Annotated in this window: 17 protein-coding genes; 5 read left to right on the top strand and 12 right to left on the bottom strand. The window is 63.2% G+C overall.

Going from position 1 to position 18,359, the window contains the following annotated elements:
* Positions 1-50: 50 nt before the first annotated feature.
* The 5 genes from recG to exbB form a co-directional block, all read right to left on the bottom strand.
* Positions 51-2,126 (bottom strand): ATP-dependent DNA helicase RecG, encoded by a 2,076-nt coding sequence (gene recG, locus JV241A_RS26295; RefSeq protein WP_115084659.1) that lies wholly within the window; start codon positions 2,124-2,126, stop codon positions 51-53.
* 9 nt (positions 2,127-2,135) lie between these two features.
* The gene (locus JV241A_RS26290; protein WP_010225913.1) at positions 2,136-3,056 is read right to left on the bottom strand and encodes a hydrogen peroxide-inducible genes activator; all 921 of its coding nucleotides are present in this window, start codon (positions 3,054-3,056) and stop codon (positions 2,136-2,138) included.
* 93 nt (positions 3,057-3,149) lie between these two features.
* Entirely contained in the window at positions 3,150-3,887 is a 738-nt protein-coding gene (locus JV241A_RS26285; protein ID WP_115084660.1) for an energy transducer TonB, read from the bottom strand.
* Positions 3,884-4,309 (bottom strand): TonB system transport protein ExbD, encoded by a 426-nt coding sequence (gene exbD / locus JV241A_RS26280; protein WP_045199557.1) that lies wholly within the window; start codon positions 4,307-4,309, stop codon positions 3,884-3,886. Before exbD ends, JV241A_RS26285 begins: the two co-directional genes overlap by 4 nt.
* Positions 4,310-4,312: 3 nt before the next feature.
* Positions 4,313-5,302: a tonB-system energizer ExbB gene (gene exbB / locus JV241A_RS26275; protein ID WP_115084661.1), complete on the bottom strand. Its 990-nt coding sequence runs from the start codon at positions 5,300-5,302 to the stop codon at positions 4,313-4,315.
* A gap of 195 nt (positions 5,303-5,497) precedes the next feature.
* Between exbB and JV241A_RS26270 the strand changes: the two genes are divergently transcribed.
* Positions 5,498-6,355, top strand: a complete 858-nt coding sequence (locus tag JV241A_RS26270) for an SDR family oxidoreductase (RefSeq protein ID WP_134065218.1) — start codon at positions 5,498-5,500, stop codon at positions 6,353-6,355.
* Between the two features lie 3 nt (positions 6,356-6,358).
* Here JV241A_RS26270 and JV241A_RS26265 read toward each other — a convergent pair whose 3' ends face one another.
* From JV241A_RS26265 to JV241A_RS26245, 5 genes are all read right to left on the bottom strand, one after another.
* Positions 6,359-7,096: a hypothetical protein gene (locus tag JV241A_RS26265; RefSeq protein WP_115084663.1), complete on the bottom strand. Its 738-nt coding sequence runs from the start codon at positions 7,094-7,096 to the stop codon at positions 6,359-6,361.
* A 62-nt stretch (positions 7,097-7,158) separates the two neighbouring features.
* Positions 7,159-7,539 carry a RidA family protein gene (locus tag JV241A_RS26260; protein ID WP_003229509.1) on the bottom strand — a complete coding sequence of 127 codons (381 nt, stop codon included), beginning with the start codon at positions 7,537-7,539 and terminating at the stop codon, positions 7,159-7,161.
* Positions 7,540-7,562: 23 nt separating this feature from the next.
* Positions 7,563-9,671 (bottom strand): bifunctional GTP diphosphokinase/guanosine-3',5'-bis pyrophosphate 3'-pyrophosphohydrolase, encoded by a 2,109-nt coding sequence (spoT, locus tag JV241A_RS26255; RefSeq protein WP_045199568.1) that lies wholly within the window; start codon positions 9,669-9,671, stop codon positions 7,563-7,565.
* 60 nt (positions 9,672-9,731) lie between these two features.
* Positions 9,732-10,001, bottom strand: a complete 270-nt coding sequence (gene rpoZ, locus JV241A_RS26250) for a DNA-directed RNA polymerase subunit omega (RefSeq protein WP_115084664.1) — start codon at positions 9,999-10,001, stop codon at positions 9,732-9,734.
* Between the two features lie 242 nt (positions 10,002-10,243).
* Positions 10,244-11,122 (bottom strand): LysR family transcriptional regulator, encoded by an 879-nt coding sequence (locus JV241A_RS26245; protein ID WP_115084665.1) that lies wholly within the window; start codon positions 11,120-11,122, stop codon positions 10,244-10,246.
* Positions 11,123-11,368: 246 nt separating this feature from the next.
* On the opposite strand from JV241A_RS26245, the gene JV241A_RS26240 reads away from it, so the two are divergent.
* From JV241A_RS26240 to JV241A_RS26225, 4 genes are all read left to right on the top strand, one after another.
* Positions 11,369-12,751, top strand: coding sequence for a glutamine synthetase family protein (locus JV241A_RS26240; protein ID WP_134065216.1), 1,383 nt, complete (start codon positions 11,369-11,371; stop codon positions 12,749-12,751).
* 17 nt (positions 12,752-12,768) lie between these two features.
* The gene (locus JV241A_RS26235; RefSeq protein WP_134065214.1) at positions 12,769-14,262 is read left to right on the top strand and encodes an aldehyde dehydrogenase; all 1,494 of its coding nucleotides are present in this window, start codon (positions 12,769-12,771) and stop codon (positions 14,260-14,262) included.
* Positions 14,263-14,276: 14 nt separating this feature from the next.
* Positions 14,277-15,056, top strand: coding sequence for a gamma-glutamyl-gamma-aminobutyrate hydrolase family protein (locus JV241A_RS26230; protein ID WP_134065212.1), 780 nt, complete (start codon positions 14,277-14,279; stop codon positions 15,054-15,056).
* Positions 15,057-15,168: 112 nt separating this feature from the next.
* Entirely contained in the window at positions 15,169-16,689 is a 1,521-nt protein-coding gene (locus JV241A_RS26225; RefSeq protein ID WP_115084668.1) for an APC family permease, read from the top strand.
* A gap of 21 nt (positions 16,690-16,710) precedes the next feature.
* Here the strand turns inward: JV241A_RS26225 and gmk are convergent, their stop codons facing one another.
* Both gmk and JV241A_RS26215 read right to left on the bottom strand, forming a co-directional pair.
* Positions 16,711-17,331 (bottom strand): guanylate kinase, encoded by a 621-nt coding sequence (gene gmk, locus JV241A_RS26220; protein WP_115084669.1) that lies wholly within the window; start codon positions 17,329-17,331, stop codon positions 16,711-16,713.
* A gap of 13 nt (positions 17,332-17,344) precedes the next feature.
* Complete coding sequence (locus JV241A_RS26215) at positions 17,345-18,208, bottom strand: YicC/YloC family endoribonuclease (protein WP_115084670.1); 864 nt, start codon at positions 18,206-18,208, stop codon at positions 17,345-17,347.
* Positions 18,209-18,359: the final 151 nt, after the last annotated feature.

The following is an 18,359-nucleotide window of genomic DNA, read 5'->3' as shown; positions in this document are numbered from 1 at the left end:
ATGAGTATAACCAGCTTGAACCCTGGGCTGGCTGCAATCTGGGACGGGCGTCACACTTGGCCATATTGCTGGCCGTGGCGCAGCCAGCGCTCCAGCAACGGGCTGACGTGGGTCGGCCAGCGCGCCAGCAACGCTTGGGCGGCATCGCGCACGGCGGGTAGCAGGTCGGCGTCGCGCATCAGGTCGGCGACCTTGAATTGCAGCAGGCCGGTCTGGCGGGTACCGAGCATTTCGCCGGGGCCGCGCAGCGCCAGGTCCTTCTCGGCAATGATGAAGCCGTCGTTGGTTTCGCGCATGATCCCCAGGCGTTCGCGGCCGATCTGCGACAGCGGCGGGTGATACAGCAGCACGCAGTGGCTCACTGCGCTGCCACGGCCAACCCGGCCGCGCAGCTGGTGCAACTGGGCCAGGCCCAGGCGCTCGGGGTTCTCGATGATCATCAGGCTGGCGTTGGGCACGTCGACGCCGACCTCAATCACCGTGGTCGCCACCAGCAGTTGCAGGTTGCCCTGCTTGAACTCGGCCATCACCGCGGCTTTTTCCGCAGGCTTCATGCGCCCGTGGATCAGGCCGACACGCAACTCGCCCAGGGCGCTGCTGAGCTCCTCGAAAGTGGTTTCGGCGGCCTGGCAGGTCAGCTCCTCGGATTCTTCGATCAGGGTGCACACCCAGTAGGTCTGGCGTCCTTCGGCACAGGCTGCACGGACCCGCTCGACCACCTCGAAACGACGGCTGTCAGCCACCAGCACGGTATTGACCGGGGTGCGGCCTGGCGGCAGTTCGTCGAGGATGGAGGTATCCAGGTCGGCATAGGCGCTCATTGCCAGGGTGCGCGGGATCGGCGTCGCGGTCATGATCAGCTGGTGCGGGCAGAGCTGACCACCCACGCCTTTCTGGCGCAGGGCCAGGCGCTGCTGCACGCCGAAGCGGTGCTGTTCGTCGATGATCGCCAGGGCCAGGTTCTTGAACTTCACTTCTTCCTGGAACAAGGCATGGGTGCCGACCACCATCGGTGCACCGGCGGCGATCTGTTCCAGGGCGCTGGTGCGCGCCTTGCCCTTGAGCTTGCCGGCCAGCCAGGCAACTTCGATGCCCAGCGGCTCCAGCCAGCGCTTGAAGGTGATGAAGTGCTGCTCGGCGAGGATCTCGGTGGGCGCCATCAGTGCCACCTGGTAACCGGCTTCCAGCGCCTGCAGGGCGGCCAGGGCGGCGACCACGGTCTTGCCCGCGCCAACGTCACCCTGGACCAGGCGCAACATCGGCTCCGGCTGGCTGAGGTCGTAGGCAATCTCGTTACCGACCCGCTGCTGCGCACCGGTGGGTGCAAAGCCGAGGTTGGCCAGGTACTGCCGGGGCAGCCGGCTGGCCTTGGGCAGCACCGGCGCCCGCTGGGCGCGCAGGCTTTCGCGCAGGCGTTGCTGGGACAGCTGGTGGGTTAGCAGTTCTTCGAACGCCAGGCGGTGCTGGGCCCAATGGTGACCTTCGGCAAGCTCATCGACATCGGCATCGGCGGGTGGGTGATGCAGGTAGCGGATCGCATCGTCCAGCGGCGCCAGTTGGTAATCCCGGGCCAGCTCTTCCGGCAGCCAGTCCGGCAGGCTCCGCGGGCCGAGCATCGCCAGGCTCTGCTGACACAGCTGGCGCAGGCGTTGCTGGGTCAGGCCTTCGGTGGTCGGATAGATCGGTGTCAGGGTCTGTTCCACCGGCGCCGGCTCATCGCCGGTCAGCGCGCGGTATTCCGGGTGGTAGATCTCCAGGCCCGAAGCACCGGGGCGGGCTTCACCGTAGCAGCGCAGGTGGGTGCCACGCTTGAGGCCTTCCTTCTGCGCGTTGCTGAAGTGGTAAAAGCGCAGGCTCAGCACGCCGCTGCCATCGCCCAGGCGCACCAGCAGGCTGCGGCGCTTGCCCATGACCACGTCGGTGCCGCTGACCACGCCTTCGATGACCGCGTCCTGGCCCGGGCGCAGGGCGCCGATGGGCACCACGCGGGTGCGGTCCTGGTAGCGCAGCGGCAGATGGAACAGCACGTCCTGGAGGTTCTCCAGGCCGACCTTGGCGAGCTTCTCGGCCATGGCCTCGCCGACACCCTTGAGCGCGGTCACCGAGACCTGGGACAACTCCGGCATGGTGCTTTCCTACTGGCTCGCGGCGGGTTTGGCGACCGAGCACAGGCGGATCGAGTCAGCGAGGATCTCGATCGCCTTGGGCCGCGGGAAGCTGGCGCGCCAAGCGATGGCCACGGTACGAAACGGTGCCGGTGGGCTCAGGGGGCGCACTTCGATCACGCCGGGGGCATAATGATGGCTGTGCACCGCCGACAGCGGCAGGATCGACACACCGAGCCCCGACGCGACCATATGACGAATGGTTTCCAGCGAGCTGGACTCGACCGTGGTGTGCTTGGCGCCGTCGCTGCCCTTGGCCAGGGTCGGGCAGGCCTCGAGCACCTGGTCACGGAAGCAGTGGCCTTCACCGAGCAGCAGCAGGCTCTTGTCGTTGAGCAGGCCGGCGTCGATGGTTTCTTTCTGGGTCCATGGATGCTCGCTGGGCATCAGCACGTAGAAAGGTTCGTCGTACAGCGGCAGCGTCAGCACATCGGCCTCGTTGAACGGCAGGGCGATGATCACTGCGTCCAGCTCACCGTTGCGCAGCTTGTCGCGCAGTACATGGGTGAAGTTTTCTTCGATGTACAACGGCATCTGCGGGGCGACCCGGTGCAGTTGCGGGATGAGGTGCGGGAACAGGTAGGGGCCGACGGTGTAGATCGCGCCGACTTTCAGCGGGGCGGTCAGCTGGTTCTTGCCGGCCTGGGCCAGTTCGCGAATGCCCTGGGCCTGTTCGAGGACCTTTTGCGCCTGGGCCACGATGCCTTCGCCGACCGGGGTCAGGCGCACCGCGCTTTTGCTGCGCTCGAAGATCAGTACACCCAGCTCGTCCTCAAGCTTCTTCACGCCGACCGACAGGGTCGGCTGGCTGACGTGGCAGCGCTCGGCAGCGTGGCCGAAGTGCTGCTCTTGGGCGAGGGTGACGATGTAGCGCAATTCTGTGAGGGTCATAACGTGCGTCCATGAAGTTGCGGCCCCAGCATAGCGGCTGCAATCGATAGACGCACGTTATCAGACTTGCTCGTTTGTGACAGAAACAAAGCGTTAGCGCTTGTCCAGCGAGTAGACGAAAGGCGCGATCACTTCAATGCTGCCGTTGTTGAGCAATTCCTTTGGCGGCGGTGGAACCGGTTGCGCACGACGGATCATCTCCAGAGTCGCCCGATCCAGTGCCGCGCTGCCCGAACCACCGGCCAGGGCGTAGGAGAGGATCCTGCCCTCGCCATCGACCACGAAGCGCAGGCGGTTGATGCCTTCCATGCGCATGCGCCTGGCGTTTTCCGGGTACTTCTTGTACTTCGCCAGGTGACGCAGCAGGTCGCTCTGCCAGGTGGGCAGGGCGTTGCTGTTGGTGGCGATGCTCGGCGCCGGGGCAGCCGATTTCTGCGCCGGTGCGGTGCTTGGCGGTGTATCGACCGCTTCCTCGTCGGCCGGCTTCTCCTGCGGCGGCTCAGGCTTTTTCTCAGGCTTGGGCGGCTGCGGTTTGGCCTTCGGCTTGACCGGTTTGGCAATGGCGATCTTCGGTTTCGGCGCCTCGGCCAGTTTCGGCAGCGGCGGTTCTTCTACCGGCGCTGGCGGTTGTGGCGGGGTGACCACCTTGGGTGGAGGTGGCGGTGCCGGTTCGGGCATCGGTGCCATTTCGACCATCATCGCCGCAGGCGGCAACTCGATCGCCTGGGGCACCGACCAATTGAGCGTCAGCAACACGGCAACGGCATGGATACCCAGCACAATCGCCAGACTACTGCTGTAACGCGCCAGCTTATGCCGCGTCTTGATCATTTCTTGGCTGCCGTCTCGAGGCCGACCAGACCGACTTTCAGGTAACCGGCCGCGCGCAGCGTGTTCATGACTTCCATCAGATCGCCGTAATCCACGCCTTTGTCGGCCTGGAAGAAGATCGTGGTGTCCTTGTCGCCCTTGGTCTTGGCGTCGAGGATCGCACCGAGCTGGTCACGCTGGACCTGCTCGTCACCGACGTACAGGTTCTGGTCCGCCTTGACGCTGAGGAACACCGGTTTTTCGGGCCTCGGCGCAGGTTTTGCGGTCGAGGCTGGCAGGTCGACCTTGATGTCGACGGTCGCCAGCGGCGCTGCCACCATGAAGATGATCAGCAGGACCAACATGACGTCGATGAACGGCGTGACGTTGATTTCGTGGTTTTCGGCGAGGTCGTCGCCACCTTCGTTAAGATGCAGGCCCATGGTTTAGCCCACTTTGACCATGTGAGGTGGGGCAGCACGATCGCCTGGCTGGTGGTCCAGGTCGCGGCTGACCAGCAGCAGGACCTCGGCCGAGGCATCAGACACCTGAGCCTTGTAACCGGCGATGGAGCGGGCGAAGACGTTGTAGATGACGACTGCCGGAATTGCCGCTACCAGGCCCAGGGCGGTGGCCAGCAGTGCTTCGGCGATACCCGGGGCAACCACGGCGAGGTTGGTGGTCTGGGTTTTGGCGATGCCGATGAAGCTGTTCATGATGCCCCATACGGTACCGAACAGACCGACGAACGGGGCGGTGGAACCGATGGTTGCCAGTACGCCGGTGCCGCTGCTCATGTTGCGGCCGCTGGCGGCTACCAGGCGCTCAAGGCGGAAGCTGACGCGTTCCTTGATACCTTCTTTCTCGCGGGTATTGGCCGACAGGCGCATTTCATCCAGGGCATCGTGGACCAGGATATGGGCCAGGGTGCCTTCTTTATTGGCGCTGTCGCTGGCTTCCTTGAGGGTGGTGGCACGCTTGAGTGCAGCAATCTCGCCACGCAGGCGGCGCTTGGCGCCCATCAGCTCGAAGCCTTTGGCGATCCAGATGGTCCAGGTGATGATCGAGGCGATGGCCAGGCCGATCATGACGATCTTGACCACGATGTCGGCGTTTTTGTACATGCCCCACGGCGACAGGTCGTGGGCCATGCCCAGGCTGGTATCTTCAACCAGTGCTTCAACGCTTTCGTCGGCCGGGTTGGCTGCCTGGCCGTCGATCGGGGCAGCGGCAGGTGCGGCAGCCGGATCGGTCGGTGCTGCAGCCTGTTCGGCGCCTGGTGCGGCCGGTGCTACGGCTGCAGCTGGAGTGACGGGGGCAGTGGTCGGCTCATCGGCCAGGGCGGCGGGTGCCATTACCAGGCTGAACATCAGCGCGGCAATGGCGCGCCATGCGCGCGACATGGTTGGCGAAGCGGAAGGTTGGATACGTGTCATGCTGGCCTGACCTGATGAAGAAGAAAGAGGTGCTTGTCCTTCCAGGCCTCGAGACAGGCCGAGAACAAAATTGGGTGGCCATTATTGCAAGTAATTCTTGTTAGCAGAAGTAATAAAGTTACTTTTTTTCCACTATAGCTAGCCGCCTATCGATTTATTTGGATAGGCTGGGCCTTTGATTTGCGGAGTTTCGGGATGTCTGCGCCCTCAGTTCTGATCGTCGGTTGTGGCGATGTCGGTGGCCGTCTGGCCAAGCAATTGCTGGCTTCTGGCTGGCCGGTGAGCGGCTTGCGCCGCAGTGTTGGCCAATTGCCAGTTGGGGTGACGGCTATCGCTGCCGACTTGAATGATCCGCGCTGTCCGCCCGAGTGGCCGGTTGACGCGCCGGATTACCTGGTCTACAGCGTCGCGGCGAGCCAGCATGACGAAGCCGGTTATCAGTCAGCTTATGTTGAGGGCTTGCGCCGCGTGCTGGGCTGGCTGGCCGAGCGCGGGCAGAAGCCGCGGCGGCTGTTGTTTGTATCGAGCAGCAGCGTGTATGCGCAGAAGGATGGTGAGTGGATTGACGAAACCGCTGCCGTGGAGCCCGAAGGCTATTCCGGCAGGGTAATGCTCGAAGCCGAGCAGTTGGCGCTGGCCAGCGGCATTCCAGGCACCATCGTGCGCCTCACGGGGATCTACGGCCCGGGCCGCGAATGGTTGCTGAGCCAGGTACGCCAGGGCTATCGGGTGACTGAAGAGCCGCCGCTGTACGGCAACCGTATCCACGCTGAAGACGCGGCCGGGTTGCTGGCCTTTTTGCTCAAGGCCGATCACCAGGGCAAGGCCCTGGAAGATTGTTACATCGGTGTCGATGACGCGCCGGCGCCGCTGTTCGATGTAGTCGCCTGGCTGCGCGAGTACATGGGCGTTACCCAGTGGTCGGAGCAGGAGCGGGTGCGGCGCACCGGCAGCAAGCGTTGCAGCAACGCCCGGGCCCGGGCACTGGGCTGGGTGCCACAGTACCCTAGCTACAAGGAAGGCTATGCGGCCATCCTTGCCGGTAGCAATTAACCCTTACTGACGCTCAAGCAGCCAGCGGCGAGTGCCAGGATGCAGATCCGGCATCTCGTCGGCCTGGGCCTGATTGACGGCCTGGAAGATTTCCAGCTGTTTGCCGTCACGCTTGAAGATCCACGGGTTGCCTTGCTGATTGCGCTCCAGCCACAGGCTGTCGTACTCGCCGCTCATGGCCGCGCAGTCGCCAGCCAGGCACAGGGCGTAGCGATCCAGGCCGGGCAGGCCGTCGAGGCTGCCATTGGCGCGAAAATGCGCAATCGTCCCCTGTCCGGGGCCTTCGATGATCTTCCAGTTGCCACCCAGGTAAGCCTTGTACAGCTCGGTTTCGAAGGTGGTGCCAGCTGGCGCATCAATCGGGGCCGGGGTTTCGGCGCGCTGGAAACTCTGCTGCGGATTGGCGTCACTGGCCGCTTGAACCAGTTCGTCGCCGTCCAGGCTCAGCGTTTCGACATAGTTGCCGTAGAAATCGACTTCCCACTGGTCGTCCTTGAGCGCCTTGAGCTTGCCGTCCCCGGCTTCGAAGCCGTTGCTGAAGGTGGCCTGGGCGGCGGCAATGTTGACCTTCCACTCAAGGTTCGGGCCATTGGCGAGCAGGGCCTGGCGCAGGTTGACGCCTTTGGCCGCAGCATCGATGGCGTTCTGATTGATCCAGGTACCGTTGAGGTCTTCCGGGCTGTGGCTGGCGCAGCCGCTCAACAGGGTGGCGAGCAGCGACAGGGCGAGCGCGTAGCGCATGGCGGGGGTCCTTGCAGGGGCGGGGGATGAAGGCGCACCGGGCGGTGCGCCTTCAGGGGGTATTACTCGATGACCAGGATGGCATCCATTTCAACCTGCGAACCCTTCGGCAGGGCAGCAACGCCAATGGCGGCGCGGGCCGGGTACGGCTGGTCGAAGTACTTGCCCATGATCTCGTTGACCTTGGCGAAGTGGCTCAGGTCGGTGAGGAAGATGTTCAGCTTGACGATGTCCTTGAACGAACCGCCAGCAGCTTCAGCAACGGCCTTGAGGTTTTCGAAGACCTGAACGGTCTGGGCTTCAAAGCCTTCGACCAGCTCCATGGTTTTCGGGTCCAGCGGGATCTGCCCGGACATGTACACCGTGTTGCCGGCCTTGATCGCCTGGGAGTAGGTACCGATGGCGGCTGGGGCCTTGTCACTGGTGATGACGGTCTTGGTCATGATGACTCCTTGCTGTTATTGGGCTACGCACGCATGCGGGTGATTCGGATCACCCCGGTCAGGGCGCGCAGTTTCTTGATCACGCGTGCCAGGTGCACTCGGTCGTGCACGCTGACCACCAGTTGGACCACGCTGATGCGACCATCGCGTTCATCCATGCTGATTTTCTCGATATTGCCGTCGGCGGCATTGACGCTGCTGGCCAGCAGGGCGATCAGGCCGCGCTGGTGCTCCAGCTCGACGCGCAGTTCGACGTTGAATTCGCCGGTGACATCCTTGGCCCAGGACAGCTGGATGCACTTTTCCGGGTTGTGGCGGATTTCGCTGATGTTGCGGCAGTTTTCCAGGTGCACCACCATGCCTTTGCCCGCCGACAGGTGCCCGACAATCGGGTCGCCCGGGATCGGCGTGCAGCATTTGGCGTAGCTCAGTACCAGGCCTTCGGTGCCGCGGATCGCCAGCGGGCCCTCCGGGCTTGGCAGTTGCTCGCCTTCGGTGGACAGCAGGCGGCGGGCCACCACATAGGCCATGCGGTTGCCCAGGCCGATGTCTTCGAGCAGGTCTTCGATCAGCTCCAGGCGGTATTCGCCGAGCATGGCCTGGATGCGCTCCTGGGGGATCTTGTCCAAGGCACTGTCGAAACCGTTGAGGACCTTGTTCAGCAGGCGTTCGCCAAGGCTGATGGACTCCGAGCGGCGCTGCAGCTTGAGCGCATGGCGGATGTGCGTGCGGGCTTTGCCGGTCACCACGAAGTTGAGCCAGGCCGGGTTCGGCCGCGCGCCCGGGGCGCTGACGATCTCGACCGTCGAGCCGCTCTGCAGCGGTTCGGACAACGGTGCCAGGCGGCGGTTGATGCGGCAGGCAATGCAGCTGTTGCCGACGTCGGTGTGCACCGCGTAGGCGAAGTCGACCGCCGTGGAGCCTTTGGGCAGCTCCATGATCCGGCCTTTGGGCGTGAACACGTAGACCTCGTCCGGGAACAGGTCGATCTTCACACTCTCAATGAATTCGAGGGAGTTGCCCGCACGTTGCTGCATTTCCAGCACGCCTTTGACCCACTGGCGCGCCCGGGCATGGGTGCCCTTGGGCTGCTCGTCGTCACTGGACTTGTACAGCCAGTGGGCGGCGATGCCGTTGTTGGCCATCTCTTCCATTTCGCGGGTGCGGATCTGGATCTCGATCGGTACCCCGTGCATGCCGAACAGCGTGGTATGCAGCGACTGGTAGCCGTTGGCCTTGGGGATCGCGATGTAATCCTTGAAGCGCCCCGGCAGCGGCTTGTACAGGTTATGCACGGCGCCGAGCACGCGGTAGCAGGTGTCGACCTTGTCGACGATGATACGGAACGCGTAGACGTCCATGATCTCGTTGAAGGCCCGGCGTTTGCCGCGCATCTTCTTGTAGATGCCATAGAGGTGCTTCTGCCGGCCGCTGACTTCGCCCTCGATACCGTCGACCGCCAGGCAGTGGGCCAGCGACTCTTCGATCTTGTTGACGATTTCCTTGCGGTTGCCGCGGGCACGCTTGACCGCCTGGTAGATGCGCGCCGAACGCATCGGGTGCATGGCCTTGAAACCGAGGTCTTCGAACTCTACGCGCACACTGTGCATGCCCAGGCGGTTGGCGATGGGCGCGTAGATTTCCAGGGTTTCTTTGGCGATGCGCCGGCGTTTTTCGCCGGACAGCACTTCGAGGGTGCGCATGTTGTGCAGGCGGTCGGCCAGCTTGACCAGGATCACGCGGATGTCCCGGGCCATGGCCATGGCCATTTTCTGGAAGTTTTCCGCCTGGGCTTCGGCCTTGGTCTCGAAGTTCATCTGGGTCAGCTTGCTGACGCCGTCGACCAGTTCGGCCACGGTTTCGCCAAATTGCGAGCTGAGCGCTTCCTTGGCGATGCCGGTGTCTTCGATCACGTCATGGAGCATGGCCGCCATCAGGCTCTGATGGTCCATGTGCATGTCGGCAAGGATGCTTGCCACCGCCAGCGGATGCGTGACGTAGGCTTCGCCGCTGCGACGGCGCTGGCCGTCGTGGGCTTGTTCGGCGTAGAAATACGCCCGGCGCACCAGGTTGACCTGGTCTGCGCCGAGGTAGGTCGACAAGCGATCGGCGAGGGCGTCTATGCTCGGCATGGGATTACCTCTTGCCAAGGGACGGGGACCGGCGCCGTACTACGTCGACCAGGCATGGGCTTAGACCGCCTCGTTGGCCTCGTCACCCTCGCCGAACGCGAAGATCGGATCTTCTTGCGTACGGATATCCTGTTCGGCCATGAACTCAGGGGTGCAGATACCTTCAGCGATTTCGCGCAGGGCAACGACGGTAGGTTTGTCGTTTTCCCATGCCACTTTCGGCTCTTTGCCGCCGGTGGCCAGTTGACGGGCACGTTTGGTGGAGAGCATGACCAGCTCAAAACGGTTATCCACGTGTTCTAGGCAGTCTTCAACGGTTACGCGGGCCATGGTCTTCCTCAAGTAGCAAATGCGGTGTTCAGCCCGAATGGGCGAGCGGACTCGATAGTTTAAAAAATCACCAGCCTTTATGGAAGCGCTGATTTCATTTCGAGCCCTTGATACCCCGACGATAACCATTTCAAGGGCTCTAGCACAACTGTCTTGTATGCGTGCTCAATTCAATAGCATCGCGGGGCAAGCCCGCTCCTACAGAGGTTCTGTGGGAGCGGGCTTGCCCCGCGAGGACGATTTCACTGGCGACCCAAGGCGTCACGCAGGCGCGGGGTCAATTCGTCGAACAGCGTCTGTACCGAACGCAAGGCCCGGCAATCCGGCCGGGTCAGCAGCCACAGTTCGGTATCGCAACCGGGCAGCGGATCGCTCAACTGCTCCACCCCCGGCAGGGTATGGGCCATGTAGTCGGGCAGGGCGGCAACGCCCAGGCCGGCACTGACCAGTTGGGCAATTGCCGAAATCCCGCTGCAGCGGTATTTGGGCATCACCCCGGGCATGTGCTCGCTGCGCCAGACCACGGTCGGGTGATCCTGCATGGCGTCGTCCGGGGCGATCCAGGCCACGCTGGCAGGGTTTTCAGTCAGGCGTTCACGAAACTCCTCGCGCCCACAGATCACGTAGGACGCCGCCCCCAGGCAACGTCCGACCAGATGCTCCGGCGGCGTATTGGTCAGGCGCAGGGCCAGGTCGGCATCCCGCCGGCTGAGGTTGGCAAAGGTATTGGAGGTCGCCAGCTCCAGCGACAGTGCGGGATACGCTGGCATGAACTCGGCCAGCGCCGGCAGCAGCAGGCTGTGCAGCACGGCGTCGGTGCAGGTCAGGCGCACTGTGCCGCTGACCACCTGTTCACCATGCTCCAGTGCCACGCGCGCCGCATCCAGCGCCTGCTCGGCGCGCTCGGCCTGCTCGGCCAGGGCCTGGGCGGTGCCGGTGGGGATGTAACCCTTGCGGCTTTTGACGAACAACGCGGTACCCAGGGCGGCTTCCATGCGCCGGATCGAACGAAAAACAGTCGATACATCGACCTTCAGCAGCTCGGCGGCCTTGGCCAGGGAGCGGCCGCGGACCAGGGCGAGCACCAGTGAAAGGTCGGCGTGGCTGATCTGATATTGCATGGATGCACTCTTTGCTTGCCTAAATGCCAATGTCTGTTGCGTGGGGGCCATTCTATAGTGAGGCGGCAGTCGTGAATCAAGTCGCGACGTTGTCAGATAAATCTGGAACGTCCGTGCGAAGCCACGGCGTTCAGCTGTTCCCCACGATGGGACCACTTAAAAGAACAAATGAAACCATCGCCGCTCCCGATAGCGCAGTAGTACCTCCTCCATGTCGTTCGATAAAAAATCAAAGGATGCCTAGCCATGACGTCGGTCTCCCCGTGCGCCATCCCTCTCGATGAGATGGGCGAATTTCTCCAGGCCCACCCTGAGGTGCAATTTGTCGATCTGCTGATTGCAGACATGAACGGCGTGGTGCGCGGCAAGCGCATCGAGCGTGCAAGCCTGGTTAAAGTCTACGAAAAAGGTATCAACCTGCCGGCTTCGCTGTTTGCCCTGGACATCAACGGCTCGACCGTCGAAAGCACCGGCCTGGGCCTGGACATCGGCGATGCCGACCGCATCTGCTATCCGATCCCCGGCACCCTGGCCTACGAGCCCTGGCAGAAGCGCCCGACCGCGCAATTGCTGATGACCATGCACGAGCTGGACGGCACGCCGTTCTTCGCCGACCCGCGGGAAGTGCTGCGCAGTGTGGTGGAGAAGTTCGATGCGCTGGGCCTGGATATCTGCGCGGCGTTTGAGCTCGAGTTCTACCTGATCGACCAGGACAACCTCAACGGCCGTCCGCAACCGCCGCGTTCGCCGATCTCCGGCAAGCGCCCGCAGTCGACCCAGGTGTACCTGATCGACGATCTCGACGAATACGTCGATTGCCTGCAGGACATGCTCGAAGCGGCCAAAGAGCAGGGCATCCCGGCGGATGCGATCGTCAAGGAAAGCGCCCCGGCGCAGTTCGAGGTCAACCTGCACCACGTCGCCGACCCGATGAAGGCCTGCGACTACGCAGTGTTGCTCAAGCGCCTGATCAAGAACATCGCCTACGACCATGAAATGGATTCCACCTTCATGGCCAAGCCCTATCCGGGCCAGGCGGGCAACGGCCTGCACGTGCACATCTCGTTGCTGGACAAGAAAACCGGCAAGAACATCTTCACCAGCGAAGACCCCTCGCAAAGCGAGACCCTGCGCCACGCTATCGGCGGCGTGCTGGAGACCATGCCGGCATCGATGGCCTTCCTCTGCCCGAACATCAACTCCTACCGCCGTTTCGGTGCCCAGTTCTATGTGCCCAACGCACCAAGCTGGGGGCTGGACAACCGCACCGTAGCGGTCCGCGTGCCGACCGGCAGCAGCGATGCCGTGCGCATCGAGCACCGTGTCGCCGGTGCTGACGCCAACCCGTACCTGATGATGGCGGCGATTCTCGCCGGTATCCATCACGGCCTGACCAACCAGATCGAGCCGGGAGCGCCTATCGAAGGCAACTCTTACGAGCAACTGGAACAGAGCCTGCCGAACAACCTGCGCGATGCGCTGCGAGAGCTCGATGACAGTGAAGTGCTGAACAAGTACATCAGCCCTGACTACATCGATATTTTTGTCGCCTGCAAGGAAAGCGAGATGGCCGAGTTCGAGGTGTCGATTTCCGACCTCGAATACAACTGGTACCTGCACACGGTGTGACGCCGGAGAGAACAACAATGACAACAGCACCACGCCAACACTGGGAACAGCTTTTCCAGGGCCTGAACATCGAAGGCCGTGCCTTTATCGACGGCCAGTACTGCACCAGTGTGTCTGGCGAGACCTTCGAGTGCACAAGCCCGGTCGACGGTCGCCAACTGGCGCACATCGCCAGCTGTGACAGCGCCGACGCCGAACGTGCGGTGGCCGTTGCCCGGCGCAGTTTCGACAGTGGTGTCTGGGCCAACCAGGCCCCGGCCCAGCGCAAGCGGGTGCTGATCGCCTTTGCTGATTTGCTGCTGGCAAACGCCGAAGAACTGGCATTGCTGGAAACCCTGGACATGGGCAAGCCGATTGCCGATTCCCTGAGCATCGACATTCCGGCGGCGGCCAACGCCATTCGCTGGAACGCCGAAGCCATCGACAAGATTTACGACGAAGTTGCTGCGACCCCGTCCGACCAGCTGGGTTTGGTCACCCGCTCGCCGGTCGGCGTGGTCGCGGCCATTGTTCCGTGGAACTTTCCACTGATGATGGCCTGCTGGAAACTCGGCCCGGCCCTGGCCACCGGTAACTCGGTGATCCTCAAGCCGTCCGAAAAATCGCCGCTGACCGCCATTCGTATCGCCCAACTGGCGATCGAAGCGGGCCTGCCGGCCGGCGTCCTCAACGTGCTGCCAGGCTACGGCCACACCGTCGGCAAGGCCCTGGCCCTGCACATGGACGTCGACACCCTGGTGTTCACTGGCTCCACCCGTATCGCCAAGCAGCTGATGGTCTACGCCGGTGAGTCGAACATGAAGCGGGTCTGGCTCGAAGCCGGTGGCAAGAGCCCGAACATTGTCTTCGCCGACGCCCCGGACCTGCAGGCCGCCGCCGAAGCTGCGGCCAGCGCCATTGCCTTCAACCAGGGCGAGGTATGCATTGCCGGTTCGCGCCTGCTGGTCGAGCGCAGCATCAAGGCGCGCTTCCTGCCGATGGTGGTCGAAGCCCTCAAGGCCTGGAAACCCGGCCATGCGCTGGACCCGGACACCCGCGTCGGCGCCCTGGTGGACACCACCCAGCTGGATACCGTGCTGGGTTACATCGAAGCCGGCAAGGCTGACGGTGCCACCCTGGTCATTGGCGGCGAGCGTGTCCTGGAAGACACCTGCGGTGTTTACGTGCAGCCGGCGATCTTCGACGGCGTCACCAATGCCATGCGTATCGCCCGCGAAGAAATTTTCGGCCCGGTGCTGTCGGTGATCACTTTCGACAGCGCCGAAGAAGCCATCGCCATCGCCAACGACTCGCCTTTCGGCCTGGCCGCGGCGGTATGGACCAGCAACATTTCCCGCGCCCACAACACCGCTCGCGCCCTGCGTGCTGGCAGCGTCTGGGTCAACCAGTACGACGGCGGCGACATGACCGCGCCGTTCGGCGGCTTCAAGCAGTCGGGCAATGGCCGGGACAAATCGCTGCACGCTTTCGACAAATACACCGAACTCAAGGCGACCTGGATCAAGCTGTAAGGGAGGGTGAACCCATGCAAACTACCGCCGCAATGCCGCCTTTGATTGGCGTTTCCGCTTGCCGCCAGCAACTGGGCAAGAACTCGTCGCACACCGTTGGCGACAAATATGTCGAGGCCGCAGGTTTTGCCGGGATCCCGCTGATCCTCCCGGCACGGGCCGAGCCCAGCGACCCGCGCCGCGTATTAGAGCGGCTCGATGGCATTCTTTTTACCGGTTCGCCTTCAAATGTCGAGCCGCATCATTACAATGGCGCCCCCAGCGTGGAAGGGACCAGGCACGACGTGTTTCGCGATCGGCTGACCCTGCCGCTGCTGCAGGCCGCGATTGCCGACGGCGTGCCGGTGTTCTGCATCTGCCGCGGATTCCAGGAACTCAACGTGGCCCTCGGCGGCACCCTGCACCAGCGGGTGCAGGAGCTGCCTGGTTACCTGGATCATCGCGAGCCGCAGGATGCCCCGCTGGAAGAACAATACAGCCTCCGTCACCTGGTTACTGTCCAGCCCGGCGGGCTGTTCGAGCGCCTGGGGATGGAGCACAGCTTCATGGTCAATTCGCTGCACAGTCAGGGTATCGATCGCCTGGCTGACGGCTTGCGAGCCGAGGCATTGGCCCCCGATGGACTGATCGAGGCGGTGTCCATGGATGACGCCCCAGGCTTTGTGGTCGGTGTGCAATGGCACCCCGAGTACCGCTTTGCCGACAACCCGGTCTCGCTGCGCCTGTTCCAGGCGTTCCGTGAGGCATGCCTGGCCCATGCCATGGGCGAGCAGATCCGGGAGAAGACCCTATGAGGTCAACCGGTTGATCCGGGCTTGAAGTACCACGCAACAGGTTTCAGTGAGTGAAAGCGGACACCCTGCGGGGCGTCCTGAAAAACAATACCAATATTGGCGGCAACTACTCATGAGTGAACACAAAGCAGGCCTGTCCCCAGGTGAGGGCGGGCGATCCAAGGGGCTGGCCAAGGGCCGGCTCGGACTGCTGGCCAGCATCGTGCTGGGCATCTCCACCATCGCCCCGGTCTATACCCTGACCGGCGCGCTGGGACCGACCGTGCGTGAAGTCGGGGCTCACCTGCCGGCGGTATTCATCGTTGGCTTCCTGCCGATGCTGCTGGTGGCCCTGGGTTACCGCGAACTGAACGCGGCCGAGCCGGACAGCGGTACTTCCTTTACCTGGTCGGCGCGGGCCTTCGGCCCGATGATCGGCTGGATCGGCGGCTGGGGGCTGGTCACTGCGACCACCATCGTGCTGTCCAACCTGGCCGGGGTGGCCGTCGACTTCTTCTATCTATTCCTTGGGCAGATCACCGGCAGCCACGAGGTGGCTGCGCTCAGCGACAACTTGCTGATCAATGTGGTCACCTGTTGCGTGTTCATCGCCATGGCGGTGTGGATCTGTTGCCGCGGCATCGCCACGACCATGACCGTGCAGTACGGCCTGGTGGCATTGCAGCTGGTGGTGCTGGTGGGCTTTGCCATGGCTGCGTTTGGCGAGTCTTCGGCGACGCCGCCGCTGGCGTTCGACCTGGACTGGTTCAACCCCTTCGGCGTTGAATCGTTCTCGGCTTTTACCGCCGGCCTGTCGCTGTCGATCTTCATCTTCTGGGGCTGGGACGTGTGCCTGAGCATCAGTGAAGAGTCGGTAGGTAGCGGTGACACCCCCGGCCGCGCGGCCACTCTGACGGTACTGTTGATTCTCGGCCTGTACCTGGTCACGGCGATTGCCACGCTGCAGTTTGCCGGTATCGGTGATATTGGCCTGGGCTTGAACAACCCGCGCATTCAGGAAAACGTCTTCGCCCACCTGGCAGGTCCGGTCATGGGCCCGTTGGCGATCCTGATGTCGATCGCTGTGTTGGCCAGCACTGCTGCCTCGCTGCAGTCCACCTTCGTGTCGCCAGCACGTACGCTGCTGGCCATGGGTTACTACGGGGCCGTGCCTGAGCGTTTCGCCAGTGTCTGCCCTCGTTCGAAAACCCCGCGTTATGCCACCATCTGCGCTGGCGTTGCAGCAGGCGTGTTCTACGTGACCATGCGCACCCTCAGCGAGAACGTCCTGGCTGACACCATCACCGCCCTGGGCATGATGATCTGCTTCTACTATTCGCTGACCGCCTACGCCTGTGTCTGGTACTTCCGCCACAGCCTGTTCGACAGCCTGCGTCACTTCCTGATGCGCGGCCTGTGCCCGCTGCTCGGCGGCGGCATCCTTTCGGTGATCTTCCTGCAGACGGCCATCGACAGCGCTTCGCCGTCGTTCGGCAGCGGTTCGCATGTGGGTGGGTTGGGCCTGGTGTTCGTGATCGCAATGATCATCACCGTGCTCGGACTGGTGCTGATGATGCTGTCCCGCCTGCGTGCGCCGGCGTTCTTCCTGGGCATGACCTTGCACCGTCACGCCACGGTCTCCAGCCGCCGTTAAGCGGCTGGAGGTGCCGGTTGCTCAGGCAAGCAATTGCTTGAGCAGCTGGCCATGACGCTGCTGCTGATTGGCCTGCAGCAAGCGATTGGCGCGGAACACCGCCTTGAGGTCTTCCAGTGCCGTGGCGAAGTCATCATTGATGATGACGAAGTCATATTCGTCGTAGTGACTCATTTCGCTCACCGCTTCACGCATCCGTCCTTCGATGATCTCGTCGCTGTCCTGGCCGCGGTTGGTCAGGCGCTGGCGCAGGGCCTCCTGGGTCGGCGGCAGGATGAAGATCGATCGCGCCTCGGGCATCAGCTTGCGCACCTGCTGGGCGCCTTGCCAGTCGATCTCGAGGATCAGGTCCCGGCCTTGGTCAAGGGCCTGCTGCAGCGCGCTGCGCGAAGTCCCGTAGAAGTTACCGAAGACCTCGGCCTGCTCGAGGAAGTCGCCTTGCTCGATCATCAGCTTGAACTCGGTATGCTCGACGAAGTGGTAGTTCACGCCGTGCACTTCGCCCGGGCGCATGGCCCGGGTGGTGTGCGAGACCGATACCTGGATGCTGTTGTCAGCGTCGATCAGGGCTTTGACCAGGCTGGTCTTGCCGGCGCCGGAGGGGGCCGAAACGATATAAAGGGTGCCGCTGCTGTGATTCATGGTCGGGGTGGCCTTACTCAATGTTCTGTACTTGTTCACGCATCTGCTCGATCAGTACCTTGAGGTTGACCGCGGACTGGGTGCTGCGTGGGTCGAAGGCTTTGGAGCCCAGGGTGTTGGCTTCGCGGTTGAGCTCCTGCATCAGGAAGTCCAGGCGCCGGCCGGCGGCGCCGCCGGACTTGAGCACCCGGCGCACTTCGGTGACGTGGGTGCTCAAGCGGTCGAGTTCTTCGGCAACGTCGCTCTTTTGCGCCAGCAGGACCATTTCCTGTTCCAGGCGCTGCGGGTCGAGCTCGGCCTGCATGTCACTGAAGCGGTCGAGGATCTTCTGCCGTTGGGCGGCGAGCATCTGCGGTACCAGGACGCGCAGGGTGGTGACCTCGCTGGCCATGTTGTCCAGGCGCTCGTTGATCAATCGGGCCAGCTCGGCGCCTTCGCGGTTACGGCCATTCTTCAGTTCGTTCAGGGCCTCTTCGAACAAGGCCATGGCTTCGCTGTTGAGCGCCTGCGGGTCGGCGGCATCAGCCACCAGCACGCCCGGCCAGGCCAGTACTTCGAGCGGATTGAGCGGTGCTGGCTGCTTGATCAGGCTGGCGACTGTCTCGGCGGCGGCAACCAATTGCGCGGCGCGCTCGCGATCAATCTGCAGGGCCTTGCCGTTATTCTCTTCGTTGAAGCGCAGGGTGCACTCGACCTTGCCGCGCGACAGGCCCTGGCGCAAGCTCTCGCGCACAGCACCTTCGAGGTCGCGGAAGGCTTCTGGCAGGCGCAGGTGCGGCTCCAGGTAGCGATGATTGACCGAGCGCAGTTCCCAGATCAGGGTGCCCCGGCTACCGGCGCGCTCGACACGAGCAAAAGCGGTCATGCTGTGCACCATGGGAAGTACCTCGCGCAATAGATGAAGGAAAGCCAACGGCTGAAGGCGCAGGATTGTAGCGCAGTGCAGCGCTGGCTCCCAATCCACTGATGTTACAAACCCTTGGGCCGTTCCCGGAAAAACCCGACCTGCGGCCCTGGGCCGTCTGTTT

It is taken from the genome of Pseudomonas sp. JV241A (genome assembly GCF_900275665.1).
GTDB lineage: Bacteria > Pseudomonadota > Gammaproteobacteria > Pseudomonadales > Pseudomonadaceae > Aquipseudomonas > Aquipseudomonas wadenswilerensis.
This window is presented reverse-complemented; position numbering and strand designations above follow the sequence as displayed.